Below are 25,710 nucleotides of genomic sequence, written 5' to 3' on the forward strand. Positions count from 1 at the left end.
TCTCTTGAATTAAATTTTGCTAATAGTTTCAGAAAATTGTCTTGTCTCTGAGACAAGACAATTTTCGATAGAATCACAATAAGGAGCAATATTTTCTTTGTTGATTTTGTGATGTTATAGATAAAAACAATTTGTGCTTCATTTTGAATGGAATCTGTCTTGTCTCTATGACGAATTGCGAGAAGAATCATATTGGAAATCAATATTTTTTTAATTGTTTCTGTACTATTAAAGAGGTTAAATAGAAAGAGGCCTCATAGTAGCAACAAGCTAGATGGTTATAAGTTTTGAGAAGTTAAACCTTCCAACTATCCCAAAGCGAAGTAGACTTTATCACTTAGATCCGCTCAAGATTGGCACCCCATATGTTGAAGGCCTAATCAGCTATATTTGCCGTCTAGCTGAAGCTCATTGTGTTTCTCCAGGTATTCTCATAAAGAAAGAGATTCTGCCCAGCTTTCGGAAAAATTACAGTATTAGTGTTGGAGGGGCTTATGCATTGCAGGAGAATGGCAATAATGTTCTGGTATCTTATTTACCCAAACTACCCTCTCGGAAAAATTTGAATGAGTATGGGCTGCTAGCTTGGCAGTACCTTGAAGGACTTAAGCCTATAACAATGAGGGAAGATTTAGAAGCATTAGTGATTCCTCTTGAAGCTTCCAAAATCTTGCCGAGAATAGTGGATAGTGACCTAACAAGGGATTTACGAGCTTGGTGCCCTGAATGTTTTCAGGCATGGCGTACAATCAATCATCTCATTTACGAACCACTTCTCTGGTCAATTGCTGCTATCACTATTTGTCCTGAACATCACAAACTCTTACAGTCTCGATGTCCACACTGTAATAAGTCACAGCGACCACTCACAGCTAGAATGCGTGTTGCTCACTGTTCTCAATGTATAGGTTGGCTTGGTGTTCGCTTAGGGCCAGCATCCGAAAAAGAACTTGCAACTGCAACAGACCTTGAGGGGCATCTTGAGATTGCCAAGCACGTCATGGAAATACTAAGCCTTTAGAAATTCCGGCGTTGCTGAGTCAAGGTATGAGTCAAATGCTGTAAACCCTGAAAACCTGTTCAAAACTTTTTAAAATCATACTTCTATTCAGCAACACCGAATTTTTTTGTAGAAATATCAAAACAACAGGTCTCAGATTTAAAGCTTTTCAAGAAAGAGCTATTCAACCTAAACAAGTGATTAGGTTTAGGTCAATTATCAATAGTAGAAGGGGAATGATTGGCGATGTCTGCTAGGCAAAGGATATGCAGGAAATTTCAAACTTTTCTGTAGAGTACAACCTTTCAAAAAGTTCTAATTCGGAGGGATAATACTCATGATGAATGATGTTGAGTTTGAGGCTTGGTGTTGTCATCTTAGCCTCAGTGACGAAGCCATAAACGAAATACAGAAAACTCGCTCTTCCGAGCCATCCCGTTTAGTTGATGGAGGGAAAAAGAGCGTCTCAGGTCGATTTCCTAGCCTCAAAATGGGGAGAACCATTCAGTTTGAGTCACATCAGAATGAGTTGGCGCTGATTTACAAACTTGAATTTGATCATGATGTCCTTGAGTACTGGGACCAACCTCCTACAATCTATCTGGAATACCTCAGTAAGTCAGGAAGGCGTAATCGCCATCCTCATACACCGGACTTTTTCGTAATTCGGAGAAATAGTGCTGGCTGGGAGGAATGCAAAACTGAGCAGGAATTGCTCAGACTAACGGAGAAAAGCCCAAATCGTTGGACGAGAATAGAAGTAAATAGTGCTTGGAGCTGTCCACCTGGACAAGAGTATGCACAGCAGTTTGGGCTTTATTATGCTGTTCGCTCCTCTGCTGAAATTAACTGGATCTTCGTTGAAAATTTTATTTGGCTAGAAGACTACTTCACTCATAAAGCTCTGGAAGTTAAAAAAGTACTAGTTTGTCGTATTCAAGCCTTAGTGAGGGCTGAGCCAGGTATTACTCTGAATGAAATATATCAACATGTGGGAGAGGCTACTGCTGATGATCTAAATATTTTAATTGTCACACGTCAAGTTTTTGTAGATCTTGAGAAATACCTCATTTTTTTGCCTGAACAGGTTAAGGTTTTTGCCGACCAGGATACATATGACCACTACAAGTTAATAACATTTGTTGAAGCACCAACAGTTTTAGACTCCAGAAAACTAGATATCACTATAGGTAAGATAATCGATTGGGATGGGGTGAGTTGGACAATCATTAATACTGGCGAAACCTCCATCACGTTGAGTAGGCCAGACGGTGAATGCAGTACCCTAACCAATAAAGCCTTCGAAGCCCTAGCTCGTGATGGGAAAATTATTGGCTTGTTACAAATCTCTGAGGTTTCTTCTTCTGAAGTTGAAGAATTTTGGAGAAGAGCAAGTAAGCGGGATCAAGAAGTAGCTTACTCTCGTGTTAAAGAACTGGAGCCATTTTTAAATGAGGAAAGACCACGTAAAGAACTTAACCGGACTCAGCGACGATGGCTCTCTAAATATTTAAAGGCGGAGAAGCTTGTTGGTAACGGTATCGTTGGCTTGTTTCCAAATTACCAAAATCGAGGCTGGCGACGTGATGGCATTGAGCCTGAAGTTCAACGCCTAATGGAACAGCATGTAGAAGATCACTACGAAACTGTAAAACAAGAGTCTGTTCGCCATGCTTACAGAATGTTCAAAGTTATCTGCCACGAGAAAGGGTACAAACCGCCAAGCTATGAATCATACCGTTTAGCTATAAATAAGCGCCCAATTCATGAACAAATCGAAAAGCGTATGGGAGCAAGAGCAGCCTACTCAGAAGAGGATTTTCATTGGTATCTATATCGTGAGGAGACACCAGCGCATGGTCGTCGCCCTTTTCAAATTTGCCACATGGATTGCACTTTAGTAGATGTTGAGTTACTCAGTGAAATCATGCTTTACCTGGGTCTCGATCCAAAGGAACTCAGGGGACAGGCTGAGATGGGTCGAGCTTATGTTATTACCCTTATGGATGCTTATTCCCGTAAAGTTCTTGCCAATTACATGACATTTGATCCACCGAGCTATCGCTCAGTCATGATGGTACTGCGAATTTGCGTTGATAAATGGAGACGGCTTCCTCAAATTATCGTAGTGGATCGAGGCTCGGAATTTGACAACGTCTATTTTGATGTTCTTCTTGCTCACTATCGAATTACTAAGAAACAGAGACCGTCAGCCAAGCCTAGGAATGGTTCAGTTATGGAATGTTTATTTGGGATTGCCGATCAGGAGTTTTGGCACAACTTAATGGGCAATACTCAAATTATGAAATCAGTGCGGCAAGTTACTAAGAAGGTAGATCCTAAGAACAACGCTGTTTGGACACTGGCAAGACTATACCTTTTCTTCCGTATATACTGCGATGAAATTTATGATACTTCCCCTCATCCTGCCATCAGGATGAGCCCTCGCGATACCTTTAGAATTGGTTTGGAACGTAGTGGACTCAGAGGACATACACTAATTTCCCCAGAGGAGTTTAAGTATTGGAGCATGCCAGAGCCTCGCGATCGAGGCGGGCAAAGGCAAGTAACTGCTAAGGGTGTGAAAATCCACTACATCTGGTATTGGCATGAATCCTTCAAAACAATCCGCCGAAGATCTAGGGTTGTTAAGGTAGATGTCCGGTTTGATCCCTTTGATATTACGGTAGCTTATGCCTATGTCGATGGTGAGTGGGTTAGATGTCGTCCCAAACGCTTAAGTGAGCTTGAAATACTTTCGGGACGCTCGGAAAAAGAAATGTTGACTGCTGCTGAAGAGATTAGAAGGCTGAATAAGCTTCAGGGTAGAGATTTCATAGATGTCACAGACAAGAAACTGGCTGAGTTCTTTAAGCATGTTGAAATGGCGGAAACTGCCCTTTCCACTGCTTGGCGCGATGCAAAGAAGAAGATAGCGATTCAGCATTGGCGTGATGTTGAAAGGCAGATTATCCATGCCCTAATTGAAGAAAGTGAAATTGAACCGGAGACGAATCATCTACTGAGACTGTTGAATCTCCCAACTCCACAAGCTGACACCACCTCAAATCATGAGTTGAATGACGGGGATTTCAGCACTGATGGATTTGATAATGAATATGAATTCGATCTCAATATTGACCTCAACGCTAAACCCTTTGAGCCTTTGGAGGTTTGGTAATGGCTTCTGAACACGATTTTTCAATTGAACTACTTGACTTATCCATTGATCAACGCTTGGAATTCTTCAAAAATCCTGGCAAAACAATAATGCATCGCAACCTGAAGAAGACGTTTGAGCACCTCTATCGGATTGTTCGTAACCCTGCTGGTGCGAGCTTAATTCTAGTTATAGGTCCATCAGGGGTTGGTAAATCTACGCTGCTAGCTTTACTGCAAAGAAAGATATTGGAGACTAGTTTAGCCCGTATGGAAGTTGATTTGAGCTGGTATCCCATTATTTGCATTGAAGCTCCAGCTGTTAATCGCGGCTTTAGATGGAGACCTTTCTACAAAGAAATTTTGTTGGCAGTAGACGAACCATGTATCGAGAATAAAATTACTTATGATGAGGATTGCCTTCGCCGCAACAAAGATGGAAAACTAATTGTTGCTACTAGGGCTACAGAAGACTCATTGCGCCTTGCGGCTCGGAAGGTTTGCTTACACCGCAAACCCTATACTCTAGCAATAGACGAGTTTGAGCATATTGGCATCTCAGCCACTAACGAAGATATAGAAGCCCATATGCACTGTGCCAAATCGTTCATCAATGAAAGTAAGGTACCTTGGACGGCATTTGGAACTTATGAAATGCTTGACTTTCTAGAAATAAACGATCAACTCAGCCAACGTGACAGAATCATTCATTTCCCACGTTACCTCGTTGAAGCTGATGAGGATGTAGCAGAATTCAAGCGAATTTTGGAACAACTACTGCGGCGCATGCCCCTTCGACAGACACCTCGATTGACTAGTAAGCTTTTTGAGTTGTGCTACATAGGCAGTATTGGCAAAATTGGTACACTAATCAACTGGCTAACAAATGCCTATGATCTTTGTCTCTCTGAAGAAGCAAAGACATTAAGTTTCACTCATCTTGAGGAGACAATCAAACCTGAATTTGAACTTGCAAAGATGCTTGACGAAGCAGAAAGAGGTGAGGCAAAACTAATAAAAAGCAAAGAAAAGAGAAGAGCATTTCGTGCCAGACTAGGTTTTGAGCAAGGCGCAGAGGGGTCATTGGCTCAATTCAATAACAGTACGAACTTAAAAAGCTCGGACTTGTCAGAAATGTCTGAAATTCAGCCAGAGCAGGAAAATAAATTAAAGAAACAAACGAAACCGTTCAAGCGATCGCCTAAACGCGATCCCGTTGGAGACAAGCAAGTATGAGATTATTTAGCAAGCTTTTAACATATAAACTTTTCTTGGATATGAAGTCAGTTCATTTTTATATTTATACAGCAGTCCTCAATCATTTCTAAATTAAGTATGTCTTGTGAGAGGTGTGTCTAGAGAACGCATCTTCCACAAAATATCTAGGATTGCTATATCAGCTTTGCCTCTAGAGGCAAACTAGTTAGCTGAAATAATTTAGCTCTTGAATGGGATCAACATGGGTTCCGGGTAAATGTTATTTCAATGAAAACGAACCAGCTTTACCATGATTTAGAGCTGCCTTCACATCTTTGCCGCAGCCGTTTGTTCTGCATAGAACCTGTAGGGATTGGAACGCAGCTAACAGAGAGCTTAATTAGTCTTACTGTTCGATTGGCAGAAGCACACTGCCTTCCTCCAGGCATGCTTATGGAAAAGGAAGTTGCACCTATTATCGCTAGGACGCATGGTGGTAACTTACATAAAATTTATAGTCACACAGCAGCGTTAAATAGCACAGGAGTAATGGCTTTAAATTTAGCGTCTGCCTTAGAAAAGCTAAGTGGACAAAAAAATCTCCATTTACTTACGTTGGCACCTTGGTCGGAGTTGATGCCATCAAGGAAATTATTGCGGCGGGATCGCGCTTGGTGCCCAGTTTGCTATGAAAATTGGTATACAACTAAGAATGTAATTTATGAGCCTTTACTCTGGTCTTTAGAGGTTGTCAAAGCATGTCCATCGCATCGCTGTCTTCTACTGGAAAGCTGCCCTTACTGTCATCAAAAGAACCTTCCCCTAGCATGGAATTCGCGACCAGGCTATTGCTCGAAATGCCAGGAATGGCTTGGTTCACTACCTAGCAACTTAGCTGAAAATCTCAAAAACTTCTCCGAAGATGAATCAAAAGCATTAATTTGGATAGCTGATTCAGTTGGGGATTTGCTCGCTTCTACCCCTTATCTGACCTCACCTGTTACCAAGGATAGCTTTGCTCAAGCCTTTAGAGCACACATCAATCTTGTGTCTAACGGAAATATAGCTGAGTTTGCACGCCAACTTCAACTACCAAAAAATACTGTCTGGCTTTGGTGTAATGGTAGAAATCTGCCACAGCTAGACACGTGGGTACACATCTGTTATCGCCTCAATTCCTCCTTAATAGACTTCCTAACTCAGAGACCAGAACAAGACATTTGTCTAACTCCGGTAAAGGTCTTAGGACCTTTACACTCTAAACCAAGAGCTGAGCCCAGAGTAATTGATACAGATCACCTGGAGCAGCAATTAGAGATTATTCTTCTCAACCATGAGTGTCCACCACCACCGATGGAAGAAGTTGCGAGACGCCTAGAGATTCACAGAGAAACAATCTTCAGGCTTTTTCCAGAAATGTGTCGAGCAATCTCCGCTAAGTATGATCAGTTTCAAAAAATTCGTCATCATCGAGAAATTGAACAAAGTCGCAAAGAAATCAATCAAGCTGTTCTAAAACTTTATAGTGAGGGCTTATATCCATCTGAAGGACAGGTAGCTCAACTCATGAGCAAACCTGGTTACTTACGATACAAGCAAGTACGTGCAGCTATAAAAGAGGCAAAGTTGGAATTTAACACTCAAGGTAGAAATCTACCCAACAGTTAATTTCGGTAATGTTTGTATCTTTTCGAGCAAATAGGAGAAGCTCTACCTCAATAATTTTGGAACTGTAAAGCTTTCACAAAGACCTCTAGACCCTCAGCAAGTGATCTAGAAGAGATAATAAGCTAAGCTTATAGTACAGTCAGAATTGTCGCTTGGATTTGCAGAGTCCAGGTAAAGCACTAAGTGTCCAAGGTCCGTTACAAGCATTAAGTGGCAATTCTGGACAATTAATGCTTGTTGTCCCAAAATAGCTCTTTAACGGACAAAAAATGTACCTATGGAGCTAAGCGGATTCGAACCGCTGACCCCTTCAATGCCATTGAAGTGCGCTACCAACTGCGCTATAGCCCCTTATATTTCGCGTTTACAATTATGCCTTAGATTGTAGAGATTCGTCAAGTCAATCTAAAAACTTTTTGAAACCCTAATGCTTGCGAGGCAGGGCTGAGATAGATTTCTAAGGCAATCTGCCCCAGTAGTATAGAAATCGTGAAGGGCTTAGAATTAAAGACTGCTTGCTGTTCTTTAGTGATCTGCTGCCTACCTCAACCATGACTGAAACCTCCTCAAATGCTTTCAACCCAAATTCTCAAGATCCCCAAGCTGCTCTGGATACAGACACCTTATTGCGATCGCTGCGTCGCAAAGAAGGATCTTGGGTAAAGTGGGGTCAAGCTTGTCAGCAGTTGCAAAAAGCAGGTTTCAACCCACAAAAGATTTTTGAGGAAACAGGATTTGAGCCAATTCAGCAAAATCAAGTCATTGTAGGGTCGCAGGTTTTCACCTCGATGGTGAATGCGGGAGTCTCGGAGGCAACCCGACAACACTTTGAGCGTAAAGGTAGCGATATATTGTACGAGTTTCGCATTCTGAACCAGGCAGAGCGAGCTGCAGCAGCAGACTTTGTAGTTGAGAAAAATATTGATCTTGATGATTCGCATGATTTAGCCAAAGCGATGAAAGATTTGTCTCCTCGGAGCACTCCACCGGAGGGTTTTACTAAGCATCCAGGAGATGCGATCGCCTACCAGTGCTGGAAGTTAGCCCGACAACACAGCGACTTGCAAGACCGTTCGCGCCTGATTGCCAAAGGATTGCGGTTTGTCAACAGCGTCGCAGCGCGGCAAAAACTAGAGCAGTTATTGACCGATTTCAGCATCACTTCCTCTCGTTCTGCTCCTCGCTTACCGATTTATCGGTTAGAAAACGAAGAAGAACTGCCACGGGTACTGCCTGTCGTGGGTAAATTGCCCTTGAGCCTAGCCGATTTGCAAGCAGTGCCGCTAACCGAGGAGGTTGGAGCCTTTCGTATGGTGCAATTTTCTGGGACTGGGGCTTGGGTTCCAGTTCCAGGCTGGAAAGTGCTCTTAGGTGCAGAAGATCCAGTGGTCTTGCTATGTGACAGCAATCATTTACCTGCGCCGCTGCCTGGCCAGCCAGAAGAGATTTTGGTGGTGGTAGACCGAGCCCAGCGCCAATGGAATGCCAACAGCTATTTCGTGGTGGCTCAAGACCAGCAGCTAGAGTTGCAATGGTTCGACGAGGCTCCTAGCTTGTCCCTCTTAGGTCAAGTGATTCTAGTAGTGCGTCCGAAGCGAATTATCGATGAAGACTTGACGAAGGATGCTTGGCAGATTGATGAATAGCTTGAATGCAATAGTTGTCAGAAAACCCTGAAGAAATATCTGCCTCTAGTTGGAGCAAGTTTCGCTTAAAAATGTCAAAATAGATACAGAAGTGAAAACGAAATCGTTCATTTCTTTGGATGAGTTTAGTAATTGACGACTAAAAGCAGCCAAGAAACGGAAGTAGGGAGTGATCCCGAAGGAACGCGCCTCATATCACTACAGTTCTAATTTGAGGCGAAAATCATGCAATTGACCTATCGTGGCAGTAAATACGAATCCAACACTCCTACTGTTGAAACTACTGCTGGAGAGACCGGAAAGTATCGGGGTTTGGATTGGCGCTTTCGTAACTTCAAAAAAGCACCCGTTCAACAAGCGAGCTTAGACTTGAAATACCGTGGTGTGGCTTATCGCACAAGCGATCGCCCAGATGTGAACGACGCAGTAGCCAATGAAACGGCTGTGGTCGCAGCACCTCTGGCTGAATCTATTAAAGCGACTGGCTTATCGACTGAGAACAGAGCCCGCACCCGAATGACGCAGCAACATCATCTGATCAAGAATCGCCAGCAAACTCTACTGAGTCGCTCTGCGGCTGAAGCGGGGTTCACGCATCTAAGCGATTATTGGAATCACATTCAAGGTGACATTCATCCGACATTTCGGCGCAATTACGAGCGTAGTCATGTTGCTCTCAGCTAATTAATCCCGATTAATCGGCACAACTTAATCTCAATGCCCCTGCAATGCGGGGGTATTTTTTTGGGGTTAATTTCTGCTAATACAGTGAGGAACTGCTTCTACTTAGGCAGATTGCTTTATGTCCTCACAGTCTTACGATTTAATTCTGCGTCATTGCCGTCTATTGCGATCGCCAGATGCTTTAGAGTCTGTGGATGTTGGCATCCAAGCAGGCAAGATTATGGCGATCGCACCTCACTTGGAGGCTACAGCCCAGCAAGAACTAGATATGCAGGGACAGTTGGTGAGCCCTCCTTTTGTAGAATCCCATATCCATCTAGATTCAGCTCTGACAGCAGGAGAACCTCGCTGGAATGAAAGTGGCACATTGTTTGAAGGAATTGAAATTTGGCGCGATCGCAAGCAAAGTTTGACCTTAGAGGATGTGAAACAACGCGCGATCGCCACCCTAAAGCAACAAGCAATGCAAGGTGTGTTGTTTGTTCGTAGTCATGCCGATGTCAGCGAAACGAATTTAACGGCGTTGCAAGCTTTACTGGCGGTGCGGGAGGAAGTGCAGGATTGGATCACGCTGCAAGTCGTGGCATTTCCGCAGGATGGCATTTACGGCAACCCTCAGAATCAGGCGTTGATGGAGGAAGCCCTGAAACTCGGTGTAGATGTAGTGGGCGGGATTCCCCATTATGAACTGACGCGAGAAGATGGGGTGCGATCGGTACAACAGGTGTTTGAGTGGGCACAGCAGTACGATCGCTTGATTGACATACATTGTGATGAGATTGATGATGATCAGTCACGGTTTTTGGAAGTTGTGGCGGCATACGCGATTCGCACTGGGTTGGGATCACGGGTAACAGCCAGCCATACCACGGCCTTTGGGTCTTATAACAATGCCTATGCTTACAAGCTGATGGGGTTTCTTCAGCGGGCACAACTTAATTTTATTGCCAATCCGCTGATCAACATCACGCTGCAAGGCAGGACAGATACTTACCCGAAACGACGTGGGGTCACTAGGGTGAAAGAGTTGTGGCAGCAAGGATTGAATGTGAGTTTGGGCCATGATTGCGTGCAAGATCCTTGGTACAGCTTGGGCACAGGTAACATGCTGGATGTGGCGTTTATGGCAGTGCATGTCTGCCAAATGACGGGGATGGGAGAGATCGATGCCTGCTATGACATGGTGACTTGGCAGGGAGCCAAAACGCTGGGTTTGGGAGATCAGTATGGAGTGGAGGTGGGAAAGCCTGCAAATCTAATTGTATTGGCGGCCAGCGATCGCTATGATGCAATTCGTCGTCGAGCCTCGGTACGGTATGTGATTTCGCAGGGGAGGTTGTTGGTGGAGATGGAGCCAACCAAGATGATTTGGCATAGATAACATCTTTGTTTTTTGTTTGTGCACCTTACAAGCCAGAGGCTGTGAGTTCTCTAGCGTCAATTTGGCTCGCTTCTTCCCCTGGGGCAAAGTAAAGCCAGCGAAAAGATGCCATCCTGAAAAAAGATGTTGTAAAGAATGTAAGAGTGATGGACGAGCGATCGCCACGGATAGTGATTGTGGGGGCTGGTTGGGCTGGTTTAGGGGCAGCTCACCATTTGGCGAAGCAAGGCTATGATGTAACGCTGTTGGAGGCAGGTGCTTATCCAGGTGGGTTGGTAGCAGGCTGGAAAACGCCAGGTGGTCGCTCCATCGAGGCTGGAATTCATGGCTTCTGGTATCCTTATCGCAATATTTTTTCTTTAGTAGATCAACTGGGACTAAAGCCTTTCACTCCCTGGACTCGGTCTTCGCAATATTCCCCCGTGGGGCTAGAGGTGGAGTCACCGATTTTTCAAGATCTGCCGCGTCTACCTACACCGCTTGGTACGTTTCTCTACACGCAGTTCAAGCGCTTACCCTTGCGCGATCGCCTCTCAGCCTTGCCGCTACTGTATGCGTTGATAGATTTCGACAACTCCGATGCTGCATGGCGACGCTACGACTCTGTGACAGCGCGAGAACTCTTCAAGGATTTTGGGGTTTCTGCTCGACTCTACCGGGAATCCTTTGAACCGATGTTGCTGGTGGGCCTATTTGCGCCGGGAGAGCAATGTTCAGCAGCGGCAGCCTTGGGCATGCTTTATTACTTCATCTTGGCCCACCAACCCGATTTCGATGTGGTTTGGTGTCGGGGCACTGTGGGTGAGATGATCTTCCGACCTTGGGTGCAGCAGATTGAGCAAGCGGGCGGCAAAGTGCTGACCCAGCGACGAGTGAGCGATGTGCGTTTAGATAGCCGAGGCCAAGCCACAGGTGTAGTTTGCGGAGATGAAATATTTGATGCCGATGCGGTGATCTTCGCCGTGGGGGTGACGGGAATGCAGAAAATTGTCAGTGGCAGCCCCATGCTCCGCAACCGTCGAGAGTTCCGCGATTTGATGAACCTGAGCGCGATTGATGTCATGGCGACTCGCTTATGGTTCGATCGCAAAATTGAGATTCCTCGCCCCTCCAATGCTTGCTTTGGCTTCCAAGCCACCACAGGCTGGACGTTCTTTGACCTGAATGCACTCCACGATGAGTTCCGAGACGAGCCAGGAACCGTGGTGGAAGCAGATTTTTACCACGCCAACCAATTCCTGCCCTTGAGTGACACAGAAATTGTGCCCTTAGTACAGCGCGACTTAGCCACCTGCATTCCCGCCTTCCACGAAGCCAAGGTGATTGATAGCGGTGTGGTACGACTGCCTAGAGCGGTGACTCACTTTGCCCCTGGCAGCTACCGCTACCTGTTGCCAGCAGAAACCAGTATCAGCAACCTGTTTATGAGCGGTGACTGGGTGGTAACCCGCCACGGCTCCTGGTCTCAAGAGAAGGCCTATGTGACGGGATTAGAAGCAGCTAACTTAGCGATTGCCCAACTCCGACGAGGCACACCCGCCACAATTTTGCCTGTAGAACCCGATGAACCTCATATTCAGACCATGCGATCGCTAAATCAATCTCTCCGGAATTGGGGACAAAGTATCTTGCCTAACTTCTGGTTGCCCTGAGTCACGGACGGTACAAAACGCCAACATTGTTAAATCACCCTCGTCGAAGCAGGGAGTGGGCAATTCCTCCGCGATAGAATGGACAGACAAAACCGTGCAGCCTGCCACAGTCTGAAGGTCATTGCCCATTTGGGTAGGCGGCACAATTGGTTGCCTGAGGTAGTGGATGGTACGGATCAACGAGCTCAACCGATGCTACAGAGTCCTGGGACTAAAACCAGGCGCATCTCTGGATGAAATCAACCAAGCTTACAAAGACTTGGCTCGACAGTGGCATCCCGATCGCGTGCCCCAAGACGATTCTGAACGGCAGCACGAAGCCCACGAAAAACTGAAAGAAATTAATGAGGCGCGAGACCTGTTACGGTCTTGCCATGCCAAAGCCGGAGCCAAACGAAACCAAACTGCCAGTAAAAGTACCGCCAGCAAAAGTACTCCCCCCACTCCACCACCTGCCCCACCTCCACCACCAAAAGCCACCCCACCTAAGGCTACTTATCACCCCCCTAGGGCTACTTACCAAACCCCTACTGCGGCTCAACCCCCTAAACCTGCGGCTCAGCCACCTAAGCCTGCTGCTTACCCGCTGCACCCTTACTTGCGATCGTCCTACTACGCGGCTTACGAAACTCAAACTTCTCCTGCACCAGAACCTAAATCTCCCTACCCTCAGCCTCAAGCATCTGACTATCCTGCCTACCCAACCCAAACACCCACCCATCAAGTCCCCAAATATCAAACGCCTCAAGTTCCTAAATATCGAGGCCCTGACCTGAGTGGCAGTGATTTCCAGGGGGCAAACCTCAAAGAAAAAGACTATGCCAATCGCAACTTAAGCGATGCCAATTTAAGCAACGCTGACCTCAGCGACGCTTTTCTGCACAACGTCAACCTCAGCCACGCCAAACTATTCCGCGCCAAACTATTCCGCGCCAATTTATTGCAAGCTGATTTAAGTTATGCCGACCTGAGAGAAGCCAACTTAATGGGGGCTGATTTGAGTGGGGCTAATTTGAGTGGCGCTGATCTCACTGGTGCCCGGGTTGGGATCAATAATCGTTTGATGGTTAAGCTGACGGGAGCTAATCTATCCGGGACTATCATGCCCGATGGCACTATTCACTCATAGTTTGTCTAGGAGGCAGAAATGTTTGGCAGGGCGAGCTGAGCAGCGATCGCGTTCCTAATTTGTTTAATCACGACATTCCATGAAAACCGCTACCGATAAATTGATCGCCGCTAATAATCAATTCGGTTTCAAGCTTTTTTCGGAACTGCTCAAGCAACAGCCTAACCAAAATATTTTTGTCTCTCCACTCAGCATTTCGATCGCGCTTTCTATGCTCTACAACGGCGCTGTCGGCCAAACCCAAGCAGAAATGGCGATCGCCTTGGGCTTGCAGAATATGAGCGTCCAGGAGGTGAATCAAGCCAATGCTGAGCTTATTAAGCAGTTGGAAAGCTTGCCAGATGTGCGAGTGGCGATCGCAAATTCACTTTGGGCGGCACCAAATCTACGCTTTCGGTCTGAATTTTTACAGCGAGTTCAAGAGTTTTATCAAGCAGAAGTGCAGAATTTGGACTTTAGTCGTCCTGACGCAGCAACAACGATTAATCAATGGGCAAATGATCAAACACATGGCAAGATTCAGCAAATTGTGCAGCAGCTTAGGCCAGCCACAATTCTAGTTTTACTTAACGCCATCTACTTCAAAGGTAACTGGAGCGATCGCTTTGACCCATCGCAGACCCAGCCAGGGATGTTTACTCTCCTAGATAGCAGTCAAAAGCAAGTTCCCATGATGAGGCAGTTTAATGAATACTGCTGTTACCAAGGTGAAGATTTTCAAGCAGTCAGAATTCCCTTTAAGGACAAACGCCTCAGTCTAGATATCTTTTCACCTCCTTCTCTGGCTCAGGTGAACAGTTTTTATGAGAGCTTGAGGTCGGGGAGTGGGTCTAAATGGCTCGATCAGTTTCCGCCAAAGTCTATTACTCAACGTTTGATCAACCTTACGATGCCTAGCTTTCAGCTAGAGTATGAAACGAAATCCGCACTGAAGCAGGCTCTAGTGAGCTTAGGTATGAAGCAAGCCTTTGATGAAACAGCTAATTTCTCGCAACTCTGCAAGGACAGCGCTGCTATTAGCCAAATTACTCACAAAACTTTTTTTGAGGTCAACGAAGCAGGAGCGAAAGCGGCGGCTGTGACTGCGATCGATGTGGAAAGAGGTTTACCTCCTACTTTGACTATCGATCGCCCGTTCTTCTGTGCTATTCGAGATCAGCAAACTGGAGCAATTTTATTTATGGGTGTCATTGTCGATCCTGCATAGGCCCAGGAGTAGCGGTGTATGGCAGCGAGCTTACTCTACCACCTAGGAACACCCATTACCTTGACTCAAGCTGCTCTGGAGCCAAGGTTTGCAATAAACTATCTAATTTCTCTTCTGGGCAATACTCAATCAACGATTCAAATGCTTCTAGCAACTTAGCCGCACTATCCCCCAGAAGCGGACTCAACCCCCAAACATCCTGTACCCAGTCTTGAGGCAAGGTATCCTCAAAAATGAGCTGTTCTAAGAGCTGTTTGGCTTCTGGCTTAGAGATAGGCATAAAATCCTTGGCGGTCAGTAGAACACTACGTTGACTTTAGCGATCGCGCTAACGATTCGCAACACTCATTTCTGGCTGAGTTGCCGCTTGGCGCTTGACTTCATAGAAACGGCAAGCGAGCTGTCCTAAAGTGTAGAGCAAAGCAGCATCACTCGATGCTCCCACTACAGGCCCAATCAGAGGCAAGATTTCCACAAAGCTCAGACCTAGCTTTAAGACACCAGAGCCACCTACTGACAAACCGAAAATCGCCAGCACTTCACCACGTCGGGTCGGATCGGTGAGCGGAAAGCCATAAACTGCTGCAATGCGATAAATCATCTCAGCTTGGAGGGCGGTGACTGCCGCTATATCCACCGCAAACAGAGCTAGCGCTAAGGGAGGGATAAAATTGGTCAGTAGGCCAATGCCGCCTGCCTTCAGCGAAGTATCCGAAATAATCCGCTGAGCCAATTGCTCTGGCGTTTCTAAGGGATAGGTTTGCCGCAGTTGGTCTACTTCCCGCTGCGCCTTTTGAACATCTACTTGACCGAGCGCCGCCATCAGTAAATTAATTCCTGGAACCTTGGCCGCAAATTTCACCAATGGATTCTCTGCAATGGGAGTGACGAATTTGCCCACAGTTTCGGTGGTTTGCTCTAGCGATCGCTGCACAGATGGACCAATCGTTTCACCAATCGCTGCCGTAGTCGTGCTGACATTACCTGTTGTGGCTTGCAAGACTTCGGTTGCTGCTTGCGCCATCCGAGTGGCTGTGGCGATCGCGTCCTGCATCGGATCAGAGGTGGAGTCTGCCCGTTTGGAACTCTCTTTATCTGCTACTGCCATAGGTACCCGGAACTATACTGTTCTACTACTGACTAAGTTCTACGGTAGCGATCGCCACAGCTTGATGGCCTCTATCTCCTGATAGTGATTGTGCCTTGTCATGGGCTGATTTACTGATTTGTAGAGCAAGCGGCGATGAAGCAGTTGATTAGAAATTCCCTTCCGCAACTTGCAGACAAGTGAGTCCTTGTCTTCTCCACATCTTCACTACCTGATCGCGATCGTCAAGCACAAAGAAGACATTATAGCGACCTTGAATGAATTGTTCGTAGATCTCCTTTTTGACGATAAAGTCTGGTCTAGAATCTTCCGTTCTTCTCATCCAGAGCGCATCATATTCCACTTCATGATCGGCTAGCCAGGCTTCAGTTTCTGGTTTGTATTCAGCAGGCCGCCCAGAAACCAACAAAATGGCAAATCCTCTCTCTTTGTACATCTGAACAATATCTCGACAAAACTCATGAGCTAAGTCTTTCCCTAAAGCTCGATAAAAAGCTTTCCAGTTCTTGGGTCGGGAGCGCATGTAGTGTTGTCGATGGTAGATATTGCAGAGCGTACCATCTAAGTCACAGATGAGTGCTTTAGGCAGAGGTTTGTCGGAGGTCATGGCACAAATAGCTGGGCTGGAGCACAGCTTGTAAATATGCCACCCTACACAACGACTTCTCTAAATTGCGCCTAGCGTCAGATAGACTCTCAAAACAGGCCTAAGGTTATGGACTGATCGATTGGCAGCGTGGCTCCAATGCCTAGCCACAGCGTGATCAGTGTCCCAAGCAGAAAGATAGTAGTCGCTACAGGACGGCGGAAGGGGTTTTGGAACTTGTTAACGTTCTCAATAAAGGGAATCAACATTAGTCCCAAAGGAATTGAGGCATTGAGCAGTATACCCAGGAATTTGTTGGGGACAATGCGGAAAATTTGAAACGTGGGATAGAGATACCACTCTGGCAAAATTTCTAAAGGAGTGGCGAAGTTTAGCGATCGCCTTGGTGCTCTGTCTGGCTAATTCTTCCAAAACTGTTCTAATCTTCCGAAGACTTTTAGCTATGGCTCCGATAAGCTGTGGGGGTCAGTCCAGTTTGCTCCTGGAATACTCTAGTAAAGTGACTTTGGCTCTTGAAACCAAGCTGTAGCAAGATTTCTAAAATTGTTAGTTCTTGCTTGGCTAACAACCATTTGGCACGTTCAATCCGGCATTGGGTTACGAACTGATGGGGAGCCAAGCCCGTAGATTGCTTGAATAAAGTGGCGAAGTAATGCGGACTCATTTGCACGATCGCAGCGATTTCCACTAATCGTAAGTCTTGGTCTAAATGATCGTGAATATAGGTAATCGCTTGGTTGAGCTTATGGGGTGGTAAGCCACCTGTGTATTCTCTCAGGAGCGATCGCTGGGTAGAGTATCGCTGGAACAGATGGGCTGAGAGTGCTGTCGCCATAGCATCGGCATAGAGGCGGCTATCTGTGCCACTAGATTCCAACTCGGTTTTGAGTGTGAGGCCAATTTGTTGAATCAAAGGGTCGCGAATTTTATGTTGGGGCATGATGGCAACTGAGCCTGTCTCTAGGGATGTAGCAGCGACCTGAGCAACAAAGTGAGGCTCTGATAAAGCTGAATAAACTCAGCTCCGCGATCGCAGCGAGCTTGAGGATGAGACTGATTCGCTGGAAAGATACCGATATCACCAGGTCTATATCGCTCTAGTTGCCAACGGCTCCCGCGCTTCAGCTCTACCTCAAACTGCCCCATGCAAATCGTAATGACGTGCTGGGCACAATAGCAATCAAGCAGTTCATGGGCCGACAGGTGATGGTGTGCCAAGTGAATGCCTTGCCAACCAGCGACCACGCTAGAACAAAGTGGAGCACTGACGAGCAATTGCTGCCACACTCCTGATTGGGTTAAATCTACATGGGGCAGTTGGGCCTCTAACATCCCAGTATCAATTTTGGATCGCAGTTCCTAGTTTACTGAGTTGTAGCAACCTATCTAATAAGTGATAAACATAGGTGATGAATGGCAGCAAGTCGCAACCCTGCCTAACCGTCGGACTGTACGGCAGGGTTGCGAATACTTGAGGTAGGAACGTCCGGGGAAGACGACAATCCCCAAGTAATTAAACCTGCGCTGGCAAAAAGGGTAGCTACCACAAAGACGATAGGACCCCATGAAATTCCTTGTCTAGGCATAAAATTTGATGGTTATCCTGAACTCCACCCGTAATTATGCTTAGCCTTTTTCAGACGGATGCAATTCTTGTCTAGACCTTGTTCTAATCTTGTTATTTGCCAGAGTTTCTTAAAAGTAGCTTAAAAAATTGTCTGAATTCGCAAATCTCTTCCTTAAGGTGAACGACAGACATTAAACATGCTAAAAATACACTTGCCAGGAAGCCCACAATCCCCATCTGTAAGCATTTAGCGGGTCTAGCGAGCTATAAGGCCAACAGTAGAGCTGAATAACCTGCGGCCCCAACTAAAAAAGCCCAAAACCGGCTTTCTCTGTCGTCTGGCAGTTCTTCCTTCAACACATTCAGCACAATGCCACCCGCTAAGAAGGCAAACAAAACCGCGATCGCCGCTTGAGGAACTTGAGTGCCGCTGCCAATCACCCACCCAGCCATCACAGAGGCGGCCAATATCCAACGGCCCACTTGGTCATAGTACTTCTTGTGATGCTCGCGCAGGCCATAGTCATTAACCACAAAATGCAAAGCCATAGCCACTGCAAAAAGTAGCAAACTGGCGAACCCAGCTTCTTCTCGATGCAGCAGAAGATAACCAATCAAGGCATTGTAAAGGGCAAACGACCCCATATGCAGCCAGAAGACACCTGTTTCCGTCACATCTCCTTGGCCAGATTCGCGGTTACGCCGTCGTGAAATTTTTGCAGTTCGCTCCAATCCATAGAAAACTGCTAACCCTACCAACGCCACCAAATAGACATGGTGCTCCAGAAACGTCCATCCTTTACCCCAGGTTTCGCGGAGAGTTTCTTGAGCTGCACTCAGATCTGGCAGAACATGGACAAAGACATAGGCCACCGACACACCACTGCCAAACGACAACCAACGGCTACGAGGAACAGCTTCAAGAAAACGTAGGTTGCTAGAGAAAAGATGCACCAGAACCAGTGCTACAGCCGACAGACCTGATACCAGGGTGAGATTAAACGGTGCAGCCACTATAGGTTCGGTAGGAGACATTAGCTCAGCGCCCCTCTTATGCTACTTGCTACAAAGATCTCATGATCCCTGAAATAGGTTGTAACTTAATACACTTCTTTAAGGTGATGCCTTTAATATCGCATGCTCGGGATAATCCACAAGTCTATTGCTTCCCCGATGATTAAACCTAGACTAGCTGTTGTAACCGAACACAAAAAGATATCAGTGGCCTTCAAGCCGATCGCTTTCATTTCCAGTTCAGAATATACCAGCGTCGCCAGTGGTAGAAAAATCAGGTTTAATAACATGGGTTGGGTCAATGCCAAAGCGACTATCACACTCACGAGCAGGGTAATGCCAACCACGGCAAACAACTTCTGAGTCCCCAGCCAAACCAAGGACTCCAAGATTGGATTGTTCTTCCAAGCTGCAATTAGCGTGACACCAATGACAAAAGTACCCACCAGCCAAAAGATATGGTGAGTAGATAGATGCCATCCCAGCACTGTGTAGGCTAATCCGAGCAGACTAAGAGCGAGCCAAGGCTTTCGAGTGAGAAGTTCGGTATTCATAAAAAATGAAGTTATGCCACACCAAGGTCTCAAATAGGACCAGGATGCTACTACCACTATAGCGACCCTAAAGCATTACTGATAACCCGCTGCTTGCAGAGAGAACAAGTGAGCATAACGCTTGCCTGCTTGGACTAAGTCTTCATGGGTGCCTTGCTCAATTAGCTCACCAGCCGATAGCACCACAATCCAATCCGCCATCCGCACTGTAGAGAAACGGTGGGAAATCAAGATCGCCATTTGGTGCTGCGTCACGGTCCGAAAGTGATTAAAAATTTGCACTTCCGCTTCTGCATCCATCGCTGACGTGGGTTCATCTAGAACGAGAATATCAGCCCCTGTTCGCATAAAGGCGCGCGACAAAGCAATTTTTTGCCATTGCCCCCCTGACAACTCTCTCCCACCTTTAAACCACTTGCCCAACTGGGTTTGGAACCCCTCTGTCATCTCTTCAATAAAGGGCAACGCCATCCCTTTATTTGCGGCTTCTTCCCAGCGGGGCGATTCGGTAATATGTTCTACGTCCCCCACCCCAACATTTTCCCCTACGGTGAATTGATAACGCACAAAGTTCTGAAAGATGACGCCAATCCGACGTTGCAGTACTTCCATATCCCAAGCTTCTAGGTCAAGGCCATCGAGGAGAATGCGGCCTGAGGTAGGGCTATAGAGGCGAGTGAGCAGCTTGATCAGCGTGGTTTTGCCAGAGCCATTTTCCCCCACGATCGCCATCTTTTCCCCCGGTTTGAGGTGAAAAGAGATATTGGTTAAAGCAGGTTGAGCATTGCCCGGATACATAAAGGAGACATTTTCAAAGCGGATGCCATCGCCTGGAGTTGGCCCTTTTGTCGCGGCTCCAAAGGGTTGAGGGATTTCTTGCTCTAAGAATTCATATAGATTAGAGAGATAAAGCGAATCCTCGAACATGCCGCCGATAGAGCTGAGAGCTGAAGAAAAGGTTGTCTGACCTTGGCGAAATACCACCAAATACATGGTTAAGTCACCCAGAGAGATACGGCCTGCGATCGCCTCAATCACAATCCAGGTGTAAGCCGCATAAAAAGCCGCCGTACTGAGCAAGCCGAGCAAGTAGCCCCAAAGCCCGCGCCGAATGGTTAAGCTACGGTCCTCATCATAAAGGCGATGGAAAATCTCTTGGTAGCGGGTCAAGAGCAGCGGCCCCAACTGAAACAGCTTCACCTCCATGGCAAAGTCTTCACGAGCGATTAAGGTTTCTAAATAGGTTTGTTCGCGCGTTTCTGGGGCTCGCCAACGAAACAGCCGAAACGCTTGTCCCGCAAAGCGTGTCTCCGCAATAAAGGCAGGCACAGCAGCTAACATCAAGACAAAGACAGCCCCAATCGAGAAGTTCAGCAGCAAACCGCCGTAGGTAATCAGGGCTAAACTGTCCTGCACTAGCCCAAAGGTTCGCCCCACCAAGCTTAACGGGCGGCTAGACGCTTCCCGGCGAGCGCGGGTCATTTTGTCGTAAAACTCGGAATCCTCGAAATGCGCCAAATCCAGCGTCAGTGCTTTCTTCAGAATCAGCACATTCACTTTCTGCCCTAGAAGCACGCGCAGCAGGGATTGGCAGAGCGTTAGACCTTGCTTGCTGCCCGCCAAAAGCGCTACGGCGATCGCCTCTAAAGCCAGATAACCTAATGCGTCCCAGCGATCGCCGACAGCTTGCGATTGAGACGCTGCAACCACACTGTCAATAATTAGCTTGCCGACATAAGCGATCGCGCCAGGGAGTAACCCCGCAACCAAGGTAAAGAGGGCCAAAGCCAGGGTCAAGCGGTGATTGGTTGACCAGACCAATTCCACAGCACGGCCACCATATTGAAATAGATTCAGCGATTGGGAGAGTTCCTGCAAGCGCCGTTGCAGGCCAGAGTAAAGGTTACGATACTTCATATTCTCCACAATAGCCCGCACTCCTGATTGATGACATTGCTTCCCTTGGCGCTGGCTAGCAAAACTGCCGTCACTGTTGAGAGAAGCGCTATTCTGAATCAGGGCCAAGCTCTACCCAGGCCATGGTCATGGCTTTCATGTCTCTGTTTCAACAATCAACTCGCACCTTGATGCGGCACAGCAACTACTGCTTGATCAGCATCATGTTTGCCAATCTCTGTTTGGCCTTGCAAGCAGGATCACCCGGACTGCTTACCGGAATCGTCGTGGGTAGCTCGCTGCTTTACTTGCCGCTGAGCCTGCTAAATCTCTGGTGGCAGTGGCAGCAGCATAAAGCCCGCACGGATGAGTTAAATGCTCAATTCCGGGCACGACTTGCTGCCACGAAGCAAAAACCTCTAGGCAATCCTCACTGTATTTACTCAGCGCGATCGCTGCATATTAGATGTGCGGTGCATCCCTACGGCCCCTGTGAAGGCTGCTTAGACTTTGAGCCTCGTAGCTGAAGTCCAATACTTCTAAGCAAATTCTGAAAAAGTAACATTTGAACTTGTTTTCCTGATTCTGGCCTGCAATACTGCCAAATACACACAAGTCTACCGACTTACCGTAGATTAAGTGATACGAAATTGCTGGCTCGACAGTAGGGCTAACAGGAGTAATTGGCATGGCGATCGCATTTGATAGTCACACTCGTCTAGGTCAAAGAAGATTGACGAATCAGACGGTTAATTCTATTCGGAGCCCTTTTTCCCCTTTAGGGCAAGCGCACCAGTTAAGTTCGTCGCTCGTGAAGCGGCTTTGGTGGCATACCAAAGGATATGGCACGGTGCTAGGAGTGATGCTTTTGGTGCTGGGTAGTCTAATGTTTCTCAACCTGCATTGGTTGAGTCGGCAATTATTAGAAGCACCATCCGAAGACAGCACCGCTGAAGATGCGGGTTAGACTCCTTAGGTTGGGCTGTTTGAACCGGGGCGCGACCGAGGCGCGATCGCTGCCATAAACCGGATAAATTAAGGGGCGCTGAACTCTGTGTTCATCTTGGCATCCGCAGCAGGCGTGGCGATGTGCACCAAGCGTTGCTTGAGTGTTGCTAAACCCAGTCCTCGCGTCGCTGAGATAAAGACAGCATCCGGATAAGTTTGTTGAGCAGCCCCTAGAGCCTCGCTTTCCACTTGATCCACTTTGTTAAACACCAACAATGTAGGACCAGAAATGGTTGGGAGATCTGCCAACACCTCTTGGACTGACTGTATATGGCTTTCCCAAGCAGGATGGGAGAGATCGACTACATGCAGCACCGCATCGGCTTCTGTGACTTCTTCCAAAGTGGCTCGGAAGGCATCCATCAAGGGAGGCGGCAGTTCATGGATAAAACCCACTGTATCTGTGAGCAGAAGCGATCGCTGAGATTGGGTCTCAGCATCGGTGATGGTCAGCCGTCGCGTGGTGGGGTCGAGGGTGGCAAATAACTGGTCAGCGGTATAAACTTCTGAGTGAGTCAAGGTATTGAGCAGAGTAGACTTCCCGGCATTGGTGTAACCTGCTAAAGCAACGGTCGGAATTTCGTTATGTTGGCGCTGTTGGCGCAGGCGAGAACGATGGGCTTGCAACTGGTTCACTTCCTGTTGCAATTGATTGATCCGCCGCTGAATCGTCCGGCGCTCCGTTTCTAGCTTAGTCTCCCCTGGACCTCTGGTGCCAATACCACCTCCCAACCTAGACATCGCCTGCCCTCGTCCTCGCAGTCGTGGCAACATATATTCCAACTGGGCAAGTTCAACCTGCAATTTACCTGCTTGAGACTGAGCGCGTTGGGCAAAAATATCCAGAATCAGTTCAGTACGGTCTACCACTCGTAGGTTCATTTGGGCTTCCAAATTCCGAATCTGGGAAGCCGAGATATCGCGATCGAACACTACTAAGTTGGCTCCAATCGCTTGAGCTTGTTGGGCAATTTCATCCACTTTTCCCTGACCTACAACCGTTTGGGGATGCGGTTGCGATCGCTTCTGAATCATGGTTTCCAGAACCGTTCCTCCAGCACTCTCGGCTAGACGAACCAGTTCTTCTAAACCATCCTGGAAGCGCTGAGGCGACAGATCATCGGTCATCAACCCCACGAGCAAAATCTTGTCTTGGTCATCTCCTTTTTCCTCAAACTGGAAAGCTCCATACCCAGCGGCGTGAAACTCTTTCTCCCAGTCATCGACTAAATCCCCAAAGTCTTCCTCTATCAGCTCTGCGAGGGGAAGGGGAGAAATCTCCCAAGGTTGATCCAGATCCGGAACGAGATGCACTAAATAAGTAGATTGAATTTCGCCTGAAGTTCCGTTTTTCGCGATCGCACCCTTCGACTTGGAATTCGACTTGGAATCAGTGGGAGCACAAATTAGCGTAATCAGGGCATCTAAGCGCTGCCGAGCGATCGCTGTTAGGTTAGCGCCATCCGGAGGAGTTGCTTTAAGCTGGGTTGCCAGACACCGAACTCCACTCAAGCGCTCGGCACTATGTCGAGGTAGTTCCTGCTCGGATAGCTGAGTTTGGGCTGGCGTACCCACGGCCACCCGCAACACCTGTCCCCGGCGATTTAGGTACATACAGACAGGATGATGAATCGCTGTGCTAACAGCCGCTAATTCTTGAGCCAACTCCGGAGTACAAAAGCGATCGCTCGGTTGCCGCTGTTCGTACAATCGCTGAAGCTGCTTGAGCTGGCTGGATTTGATGCCTTGGGTATTACCGTAAATCGTTTCGATAGGTCTAACCAGAAAGCTGGTTTCTGAATTCACTAATCTATGTTTAATCTGCTTTAGCGTTGACTGAATCTCTCTTGAGGGCGAACTGATGGCTCAGCGGACAGGCCAGAAATCTGTGTAGAGCGATACAGTTGCTTGCTAAAGCCCCCTCTACAAAAACCAAGACTACTTTGTGACTTTAGCCACAAACCAGCTTGATTGTTTTACAGCTCTTTAGATATATACCCAAGCTTTCTTTAGATAGACGTTAGCTTCAGCGATCGCTTCTAATCTGCTGAATAAGTACAACCACGTATTTCTTTTGTCCAGCTAATTGCGATCGCTCTCTAACCTTAGGCTGGCTACCAAGCCAAGCTTTAGCACCAAGCTTTTTCGCTTTTTCGTCTCCGCTACCGCTAACTTCCGCGACTGTCGAATTAATCTCCTTGATGCTATTCCAGTAGGCCGACTGGAAGCATTGGGTTATCTCTCAGGTGATGTATGACTGACTCAAGTACCTTAGTTTTGCCAGCCGAAAACCACACCCCCGATATTGCGACTGGTTCCATTTTCTTTGTTGGTACTGCGACTGTCATTCTTCGGTATGCTGGGTTCACCATCCTGACCGACCCTAACTTCTTGCACCAGGGAGATCACGTTCACTTAGGATATGGATTGCGTTCTGAACGAGTCACCAATCCTGCGATCGAGATTGAGGAGTTACCGCCGCTGGATCTGGTCGTACTCTCCCACATGCACGAAGATCACTTCGATCATATTGCTGAGCAAAAGCTGAACAAAACTGTCCCTATTGTCACGACCAAACACGCGACTGAGAAGTTGCAGAAGAAGGGCTTCCAAGCAACCTATGCTTTAGACACTTGGGAAACCATAACTATTCAGAAAGGAGGGGTGCAGCTCCGCATCAGTGCCATGCCAGGAAGACATGGACCTGGAGCTTTAGCCGCTTTACTGCCTCCGGTGATGGGTAGCTTATTAGAATTTCAAAATAGTACTGGACAGGCTTTCTTTCGCCTCTATATTACGGGCGATACATTGGTCTATGAAGAAATCAAGGAGATTCCCCAGCGACACTCTCAGATTGATTTGGCACTGCTGCATTTAGGCGGTACTAGAGCGTTTGGCGTGTTAGTGACAATGGACGGCAAACAAGGCGTAGAAATGGTGCGCTTGATCGCCCCTAAAACCGCCATCCCCATCCACTACAACGACTACACCGTCTTTAAATCTCCCTTAGAAGAGTTTAAACAGGCGATCGCTGCCGCAGGACTAGACACCCAAATCGAATACCTCAGCCACGGCGATACTTACCAATTTCAAGTTCCTGCCAACCGTTTACAAAGTTGAACCCTGAAGTCCTGGCAGACCTCTCCCCAAACCCCTCCCCAATGCGGAGAGGAGCTTTGAATTCTCCCCTTCCCTCGGAGGGAAGGGGCTGGGGGTTAGGTTTCTTCCATCTG

General features: G+C 47.1%; 22 protein-coding genes, 1 tRNA gene, 1 pseudogene and 1 riboswitch. Of the genes and pseudogenes, 13 read left to right on the top strand and 11 right to left on the bottom strand.

What is annotated here, in order from left to right:
- Positions 1 to 274: 274 nt before the first annotated feature.
- The 4 genes from H6F72_RS20285 to H6F72_RS20300 all read left to right on the top strand — a co-directional run bounded on the left by H6F72_RS20285 (position 275) and on the right by H6F72_RS20300 (position 7,024).
- Positions 275 to 1,021, top strand: coding sequence for a TniQ family protein (locus H6F72_RS20285; protein WP_190439967.1), 747 nt, complete (start codon positions 275 to 277; stop codon positions 1,019 to 1,021).
- A gap of 316 nt (positions 1,022 to 1,337) precedes the next feature.
- On the top strand, positions 1,338 to 4,181 hold the full coding sequence (locus H6F72_RS20290) for a Mu transposase C-terminal domain-containing protein (RefSeq protein ID WP_190439970.1): 2,844 nt from the start codon (positions 1,338 to 1,340) through the stop codon (positions 4,179 to 4,181).
- Positions 4,181 to 5,395 carry a TniB family NTP-binding protein gene (locus H6F72_RS20295; protein WP_190439973.1) on the top strand — a complete coding sequence of 405 codons (1,215 nt, stop codon included), beginning with the start codon at positions 4,181 to 4,183 and terminating at the stop codon, positions 5,393 to 5,395. The genes H6F72_RS20290 and H6F72_RS20295 overlap by 1 nt, the downstream gene beginning before the upstream one ends.
- 249 nt (positions 5,396 to 5,644) lie before the next feature.
- Complete coding sequence (locus H6F72_RS20300) at positions 5,645 to 7,024, top strand: TniQ family protein (protein ID WP_190439976.1); 1,380 nt, start codon at positions 5,645 to 5,647, stop codon at positions 7,022 to 7,024.
- Between the two features lie 278 nt (positions 7,025 to 7,302).
- Here H6F72_RS20300 and H6F72_RS20305 read toward each other — a convergent pair.
- Positions 7,303 to 7,375 (bottom strand) — tRNA-Ala (locus H6F72_RS20305).
- Between the two features lie 200 nt (positions 7,376 to 7,575).
- Here H6F72_RS20305 and H6F72_RS20310 point away from each other — a divergent pair.
- The 6 genes from H6F72_RS20310 (at position 7,576) to H6F72_RS20335 (ending at position 14,723) form a co-directional block, all read left to right on the top strand.
- The gene (locus H6F72_RS20310) at positions 7,576 to 8,670 is read left to right on the top strand and encodes a RuBisCO accumulation factor 1 (RefSeq protein WP_190439978.1); all 1,095 of its coding nucleotides are present in this window, start codon (positions 7,576 to 7,578) and stop codon (positions 8,668 to 8,670) included.
- A gap of 102 nt (positions 8,671 to 8,772) precedes the next feature.
- Positions 8,773 to 8,860: riboswitch (Glutamine riboswitch) on the top strand.
- A gap of 35 nt (positions 8,861 to 8,895) precedes the next feature.
- Positions 8,896 to 9,354 carry a DUF4278 domain-containing protein gene (locus tag H6F72_RS20315; protein WP_190439980.1) on the top strand — a complete coding sequence of 153 codons (459 nt, stop codon included), beginning with the start codon at positions 8,896 to 8,898 and terminating at the stop codon, positions 9,352 to 9,354.
- A 118-nt stretch (positions 9,355 to 9,472) separates the two neighbouring features.
- A complete protein-coding gene (codA, locus tag H6F72_RS20320; protein ID WP_190439982.1) occupies positions 9,473 to 10,735 on the top strand; it encodes a cytosine deaminase in 1,263 nt (420 codons plus the stop codon).
- 146 nt (positions 10,736 to 10,881) lie between these two features.
- Complete coding sequence (locus tag H6F72_RS20325) at positions 10,882 to 12,387, top strand: FAD-dependent oxidoreductase (RefSeq protein WP_190439983.1); 1,506 nt, start codon at positions 10,882 to 10,884, stop codon at positions 12,385 to 12,387.
- 166 nt (positions 12,388 to 12,553) lie between these two features.
- Positions 12,554 to 13,516, top strand: coding sequence for a pentapeptide repeat-containing protein (locus tag H6F72_RS20330; protein ID WP_190439985.1), 963 nt, complete (start codon positions 12,554 to 12,556; stop codon positions 13,514 to 13,516).
- 79 nt (positions 13,517 to 13,595) lie between these two features.
- Positions 13,596 to 14,723 carry a serpin family protein gene (locus H6F72_RS20335; RefSeq protein WP_190439986.1) on the top strand — a complete coding sequence of 376 codons (1,128 nt, stop codon included), beginning with the start codon at positions 13,596 to 13,598 and terminating at the stop codon, positions 14,721 to 14,723.
- Positions 14,724 to 14,778: 55 nt separating this feature from the next.
- Here the strand turns inward: H6F72_RS20335 and H6F72_RS20340 are convergent, their stop codons facing one another.
- The 9 genes and pseudogenes from H6F72_RS20340 to H6F72_RS20380 form a co-directional block, all read right to left on the bottom strand.
- Complete coding sequence (locus H6F72_RS20340; protein WP_190439987.1) at positions 14,779 to 15,003, bottom strand: hypothetical protein; 225 nt, start codon at positions 15,001 to 15,003, stop codon at positions 14,779 to 14,781.
- A gap of 48 nt (positions 15,004 to 15,051) precedes the next feature.
- Positions 15,052 to 15,831, bottom strand: a complete 780-nt coding sequence (locus H6F72_RS20345) for an EcsC family protein (RefSeq protein ID WP_242017046.1) — start codon at positions 15,829 to 15,831, stop codon at positions 15,052 to 15,054.
- A gap of 148 nt (positions 15,832 to 15,979) precedes the next feature.
- Entirely contained in the window at positions 15,980 to 16,438 is a 459-nt protein-coding gene (locus H6F72_RS20350) for an HAD family acid phosphatase (protein WP_190439989.1), read from the bottom strand.
- A gap of 89 nt (positions 16,439 to 16,527) precedes the next feature.
- Positions 16,528 to 16,806: pseudogene (gene petD, locus H6F72_RS20355) on the bottom strand (cytochrome b6-f complex subunit IV); the annotation flags it as partial.
- A 68-nt stretch (positions 16,807 to 16,874) separates the two neighbouring features.
- Complete coding sequence (locus H6F72_RS20360) at positions 16,875 to 17,378, bottom strand: AraC family transcriptional regulator (protein ID WP_190439990.1); 504 nt, start codon at positions 17,376 to 17,378, stop codon at positions 16,875 to 16,877.
- A 20-nt stretch (positions 17,379 to 17,398) separates the two neighbouring features.
- Positions 17,399 to 17,770: a hypothetical protein gene (locus H6F72_RS20365; RefSeq protein WP_190439992.1), complete on the bottom strand. Its 372-nt coding sequence runs from the start codon at positions 17,768 to 17,770 to the stop codon at positions 17,399 to 17,401.
- Between the two features lie 499 nt (positions 17,771 to 18,269).
- Positions 18,270 to 19,040, bottom strand: coding sequence for a hypothetical protein (locus tag H6F72_RS20370; RefSeq protein ID WP_190439994.1), 771 nt, complete (start codon positions 19,038 to 19,040; stop codon positions 18,270 to 18,272).
- Between the two features lie 92 nt (positions 19,041 to 19,132).
- A complete protein-coding gene (locus H6F72_RS20375) occupies positions 19,133 to 19,573 on the bottom strand; it encodes a hypothetical protein (protein WP_190439996.1) in 441 nt (146 codons plus the stop codon).
- Positions 19,574 to 19,648: 75 nt separating this feature from the next.
- A complete protein-coding gene (locus H6F72_RS20380; RefSeq protein ID WP_242017047.1) occupies positions 19,649 to 21,598 on the bottom strand; it encodes an ABC transporter ATP-binding protein in 1,950 nt (649 codons plus the stop codon).
- Between the two features lie 20 nt (positions 21,599 to 21,618).
- Here H6F72_RS20380 and H6F72_RS20385 point away from each other — a divergent pair, with 20 nt between their 5' ends.
- On the top strand, positions 21,619 to 21,996 hold the full coding sequence (locus H6F72_RS20385; protein WP_190440000.1) for a DUF6464 family protein: 378 nt from the start codon (positions 21,619 to 21,621) through the stop codon (positions 21,994 to 21,996).
- Positions 21,997 to 22,157: 161 nt separating this feature from the next.
- On the top strand, positions 22,158 to 22,436 hold the full coding sequence (locus H6F72_RS20390; protein WP_190440003.1) for a hypothetical protein: 279 nt from the start codon (positions 22,158 to 22,160) through the stop codon (positions 22,434 to 22,436).
- 68 nt (positions 22,437 to 22,504) lie between these two features.
- Here H6F72_RS20390 and hflX read toward each other — a convergent pair whose 3' ends face one another.
- A complete protein-coding gene (hflX, locus tag H6F72_RS20395; protein ID WP_348252398.1) occupies positions 22,505 to 24,283 on the bottom strand; it encodes a GTPase HflX in 1,779 nt (592 codons plus the stop codon).
- A gap of 447 nt (positions 24,284 to 24,730) precedes the next feature.
- On the opposite strand from hflX, the gene H6F72_RS20400 reads away from it, so the two are divergent.
- Entirely contained in the window at positions 24,731 to 25,597 is an 867-nt protein-coding gene (locus tag H6F72_RS20400; protein WP_190440007.1) for an MBL fold metallo-hydrolase, read from the top strand.
- Positions 25,598 to 25,710 lie beyond the last annotated feature (113 nt).

This window comes from Trichocoleus sp. FACHB-46, from assembly GCF_014695385.1.
Lineage (GTDB): Bacteria > Cyanobacteriota > Cyanobacteriia > FACHB-46 > FACHB-46 > Trichocoleus.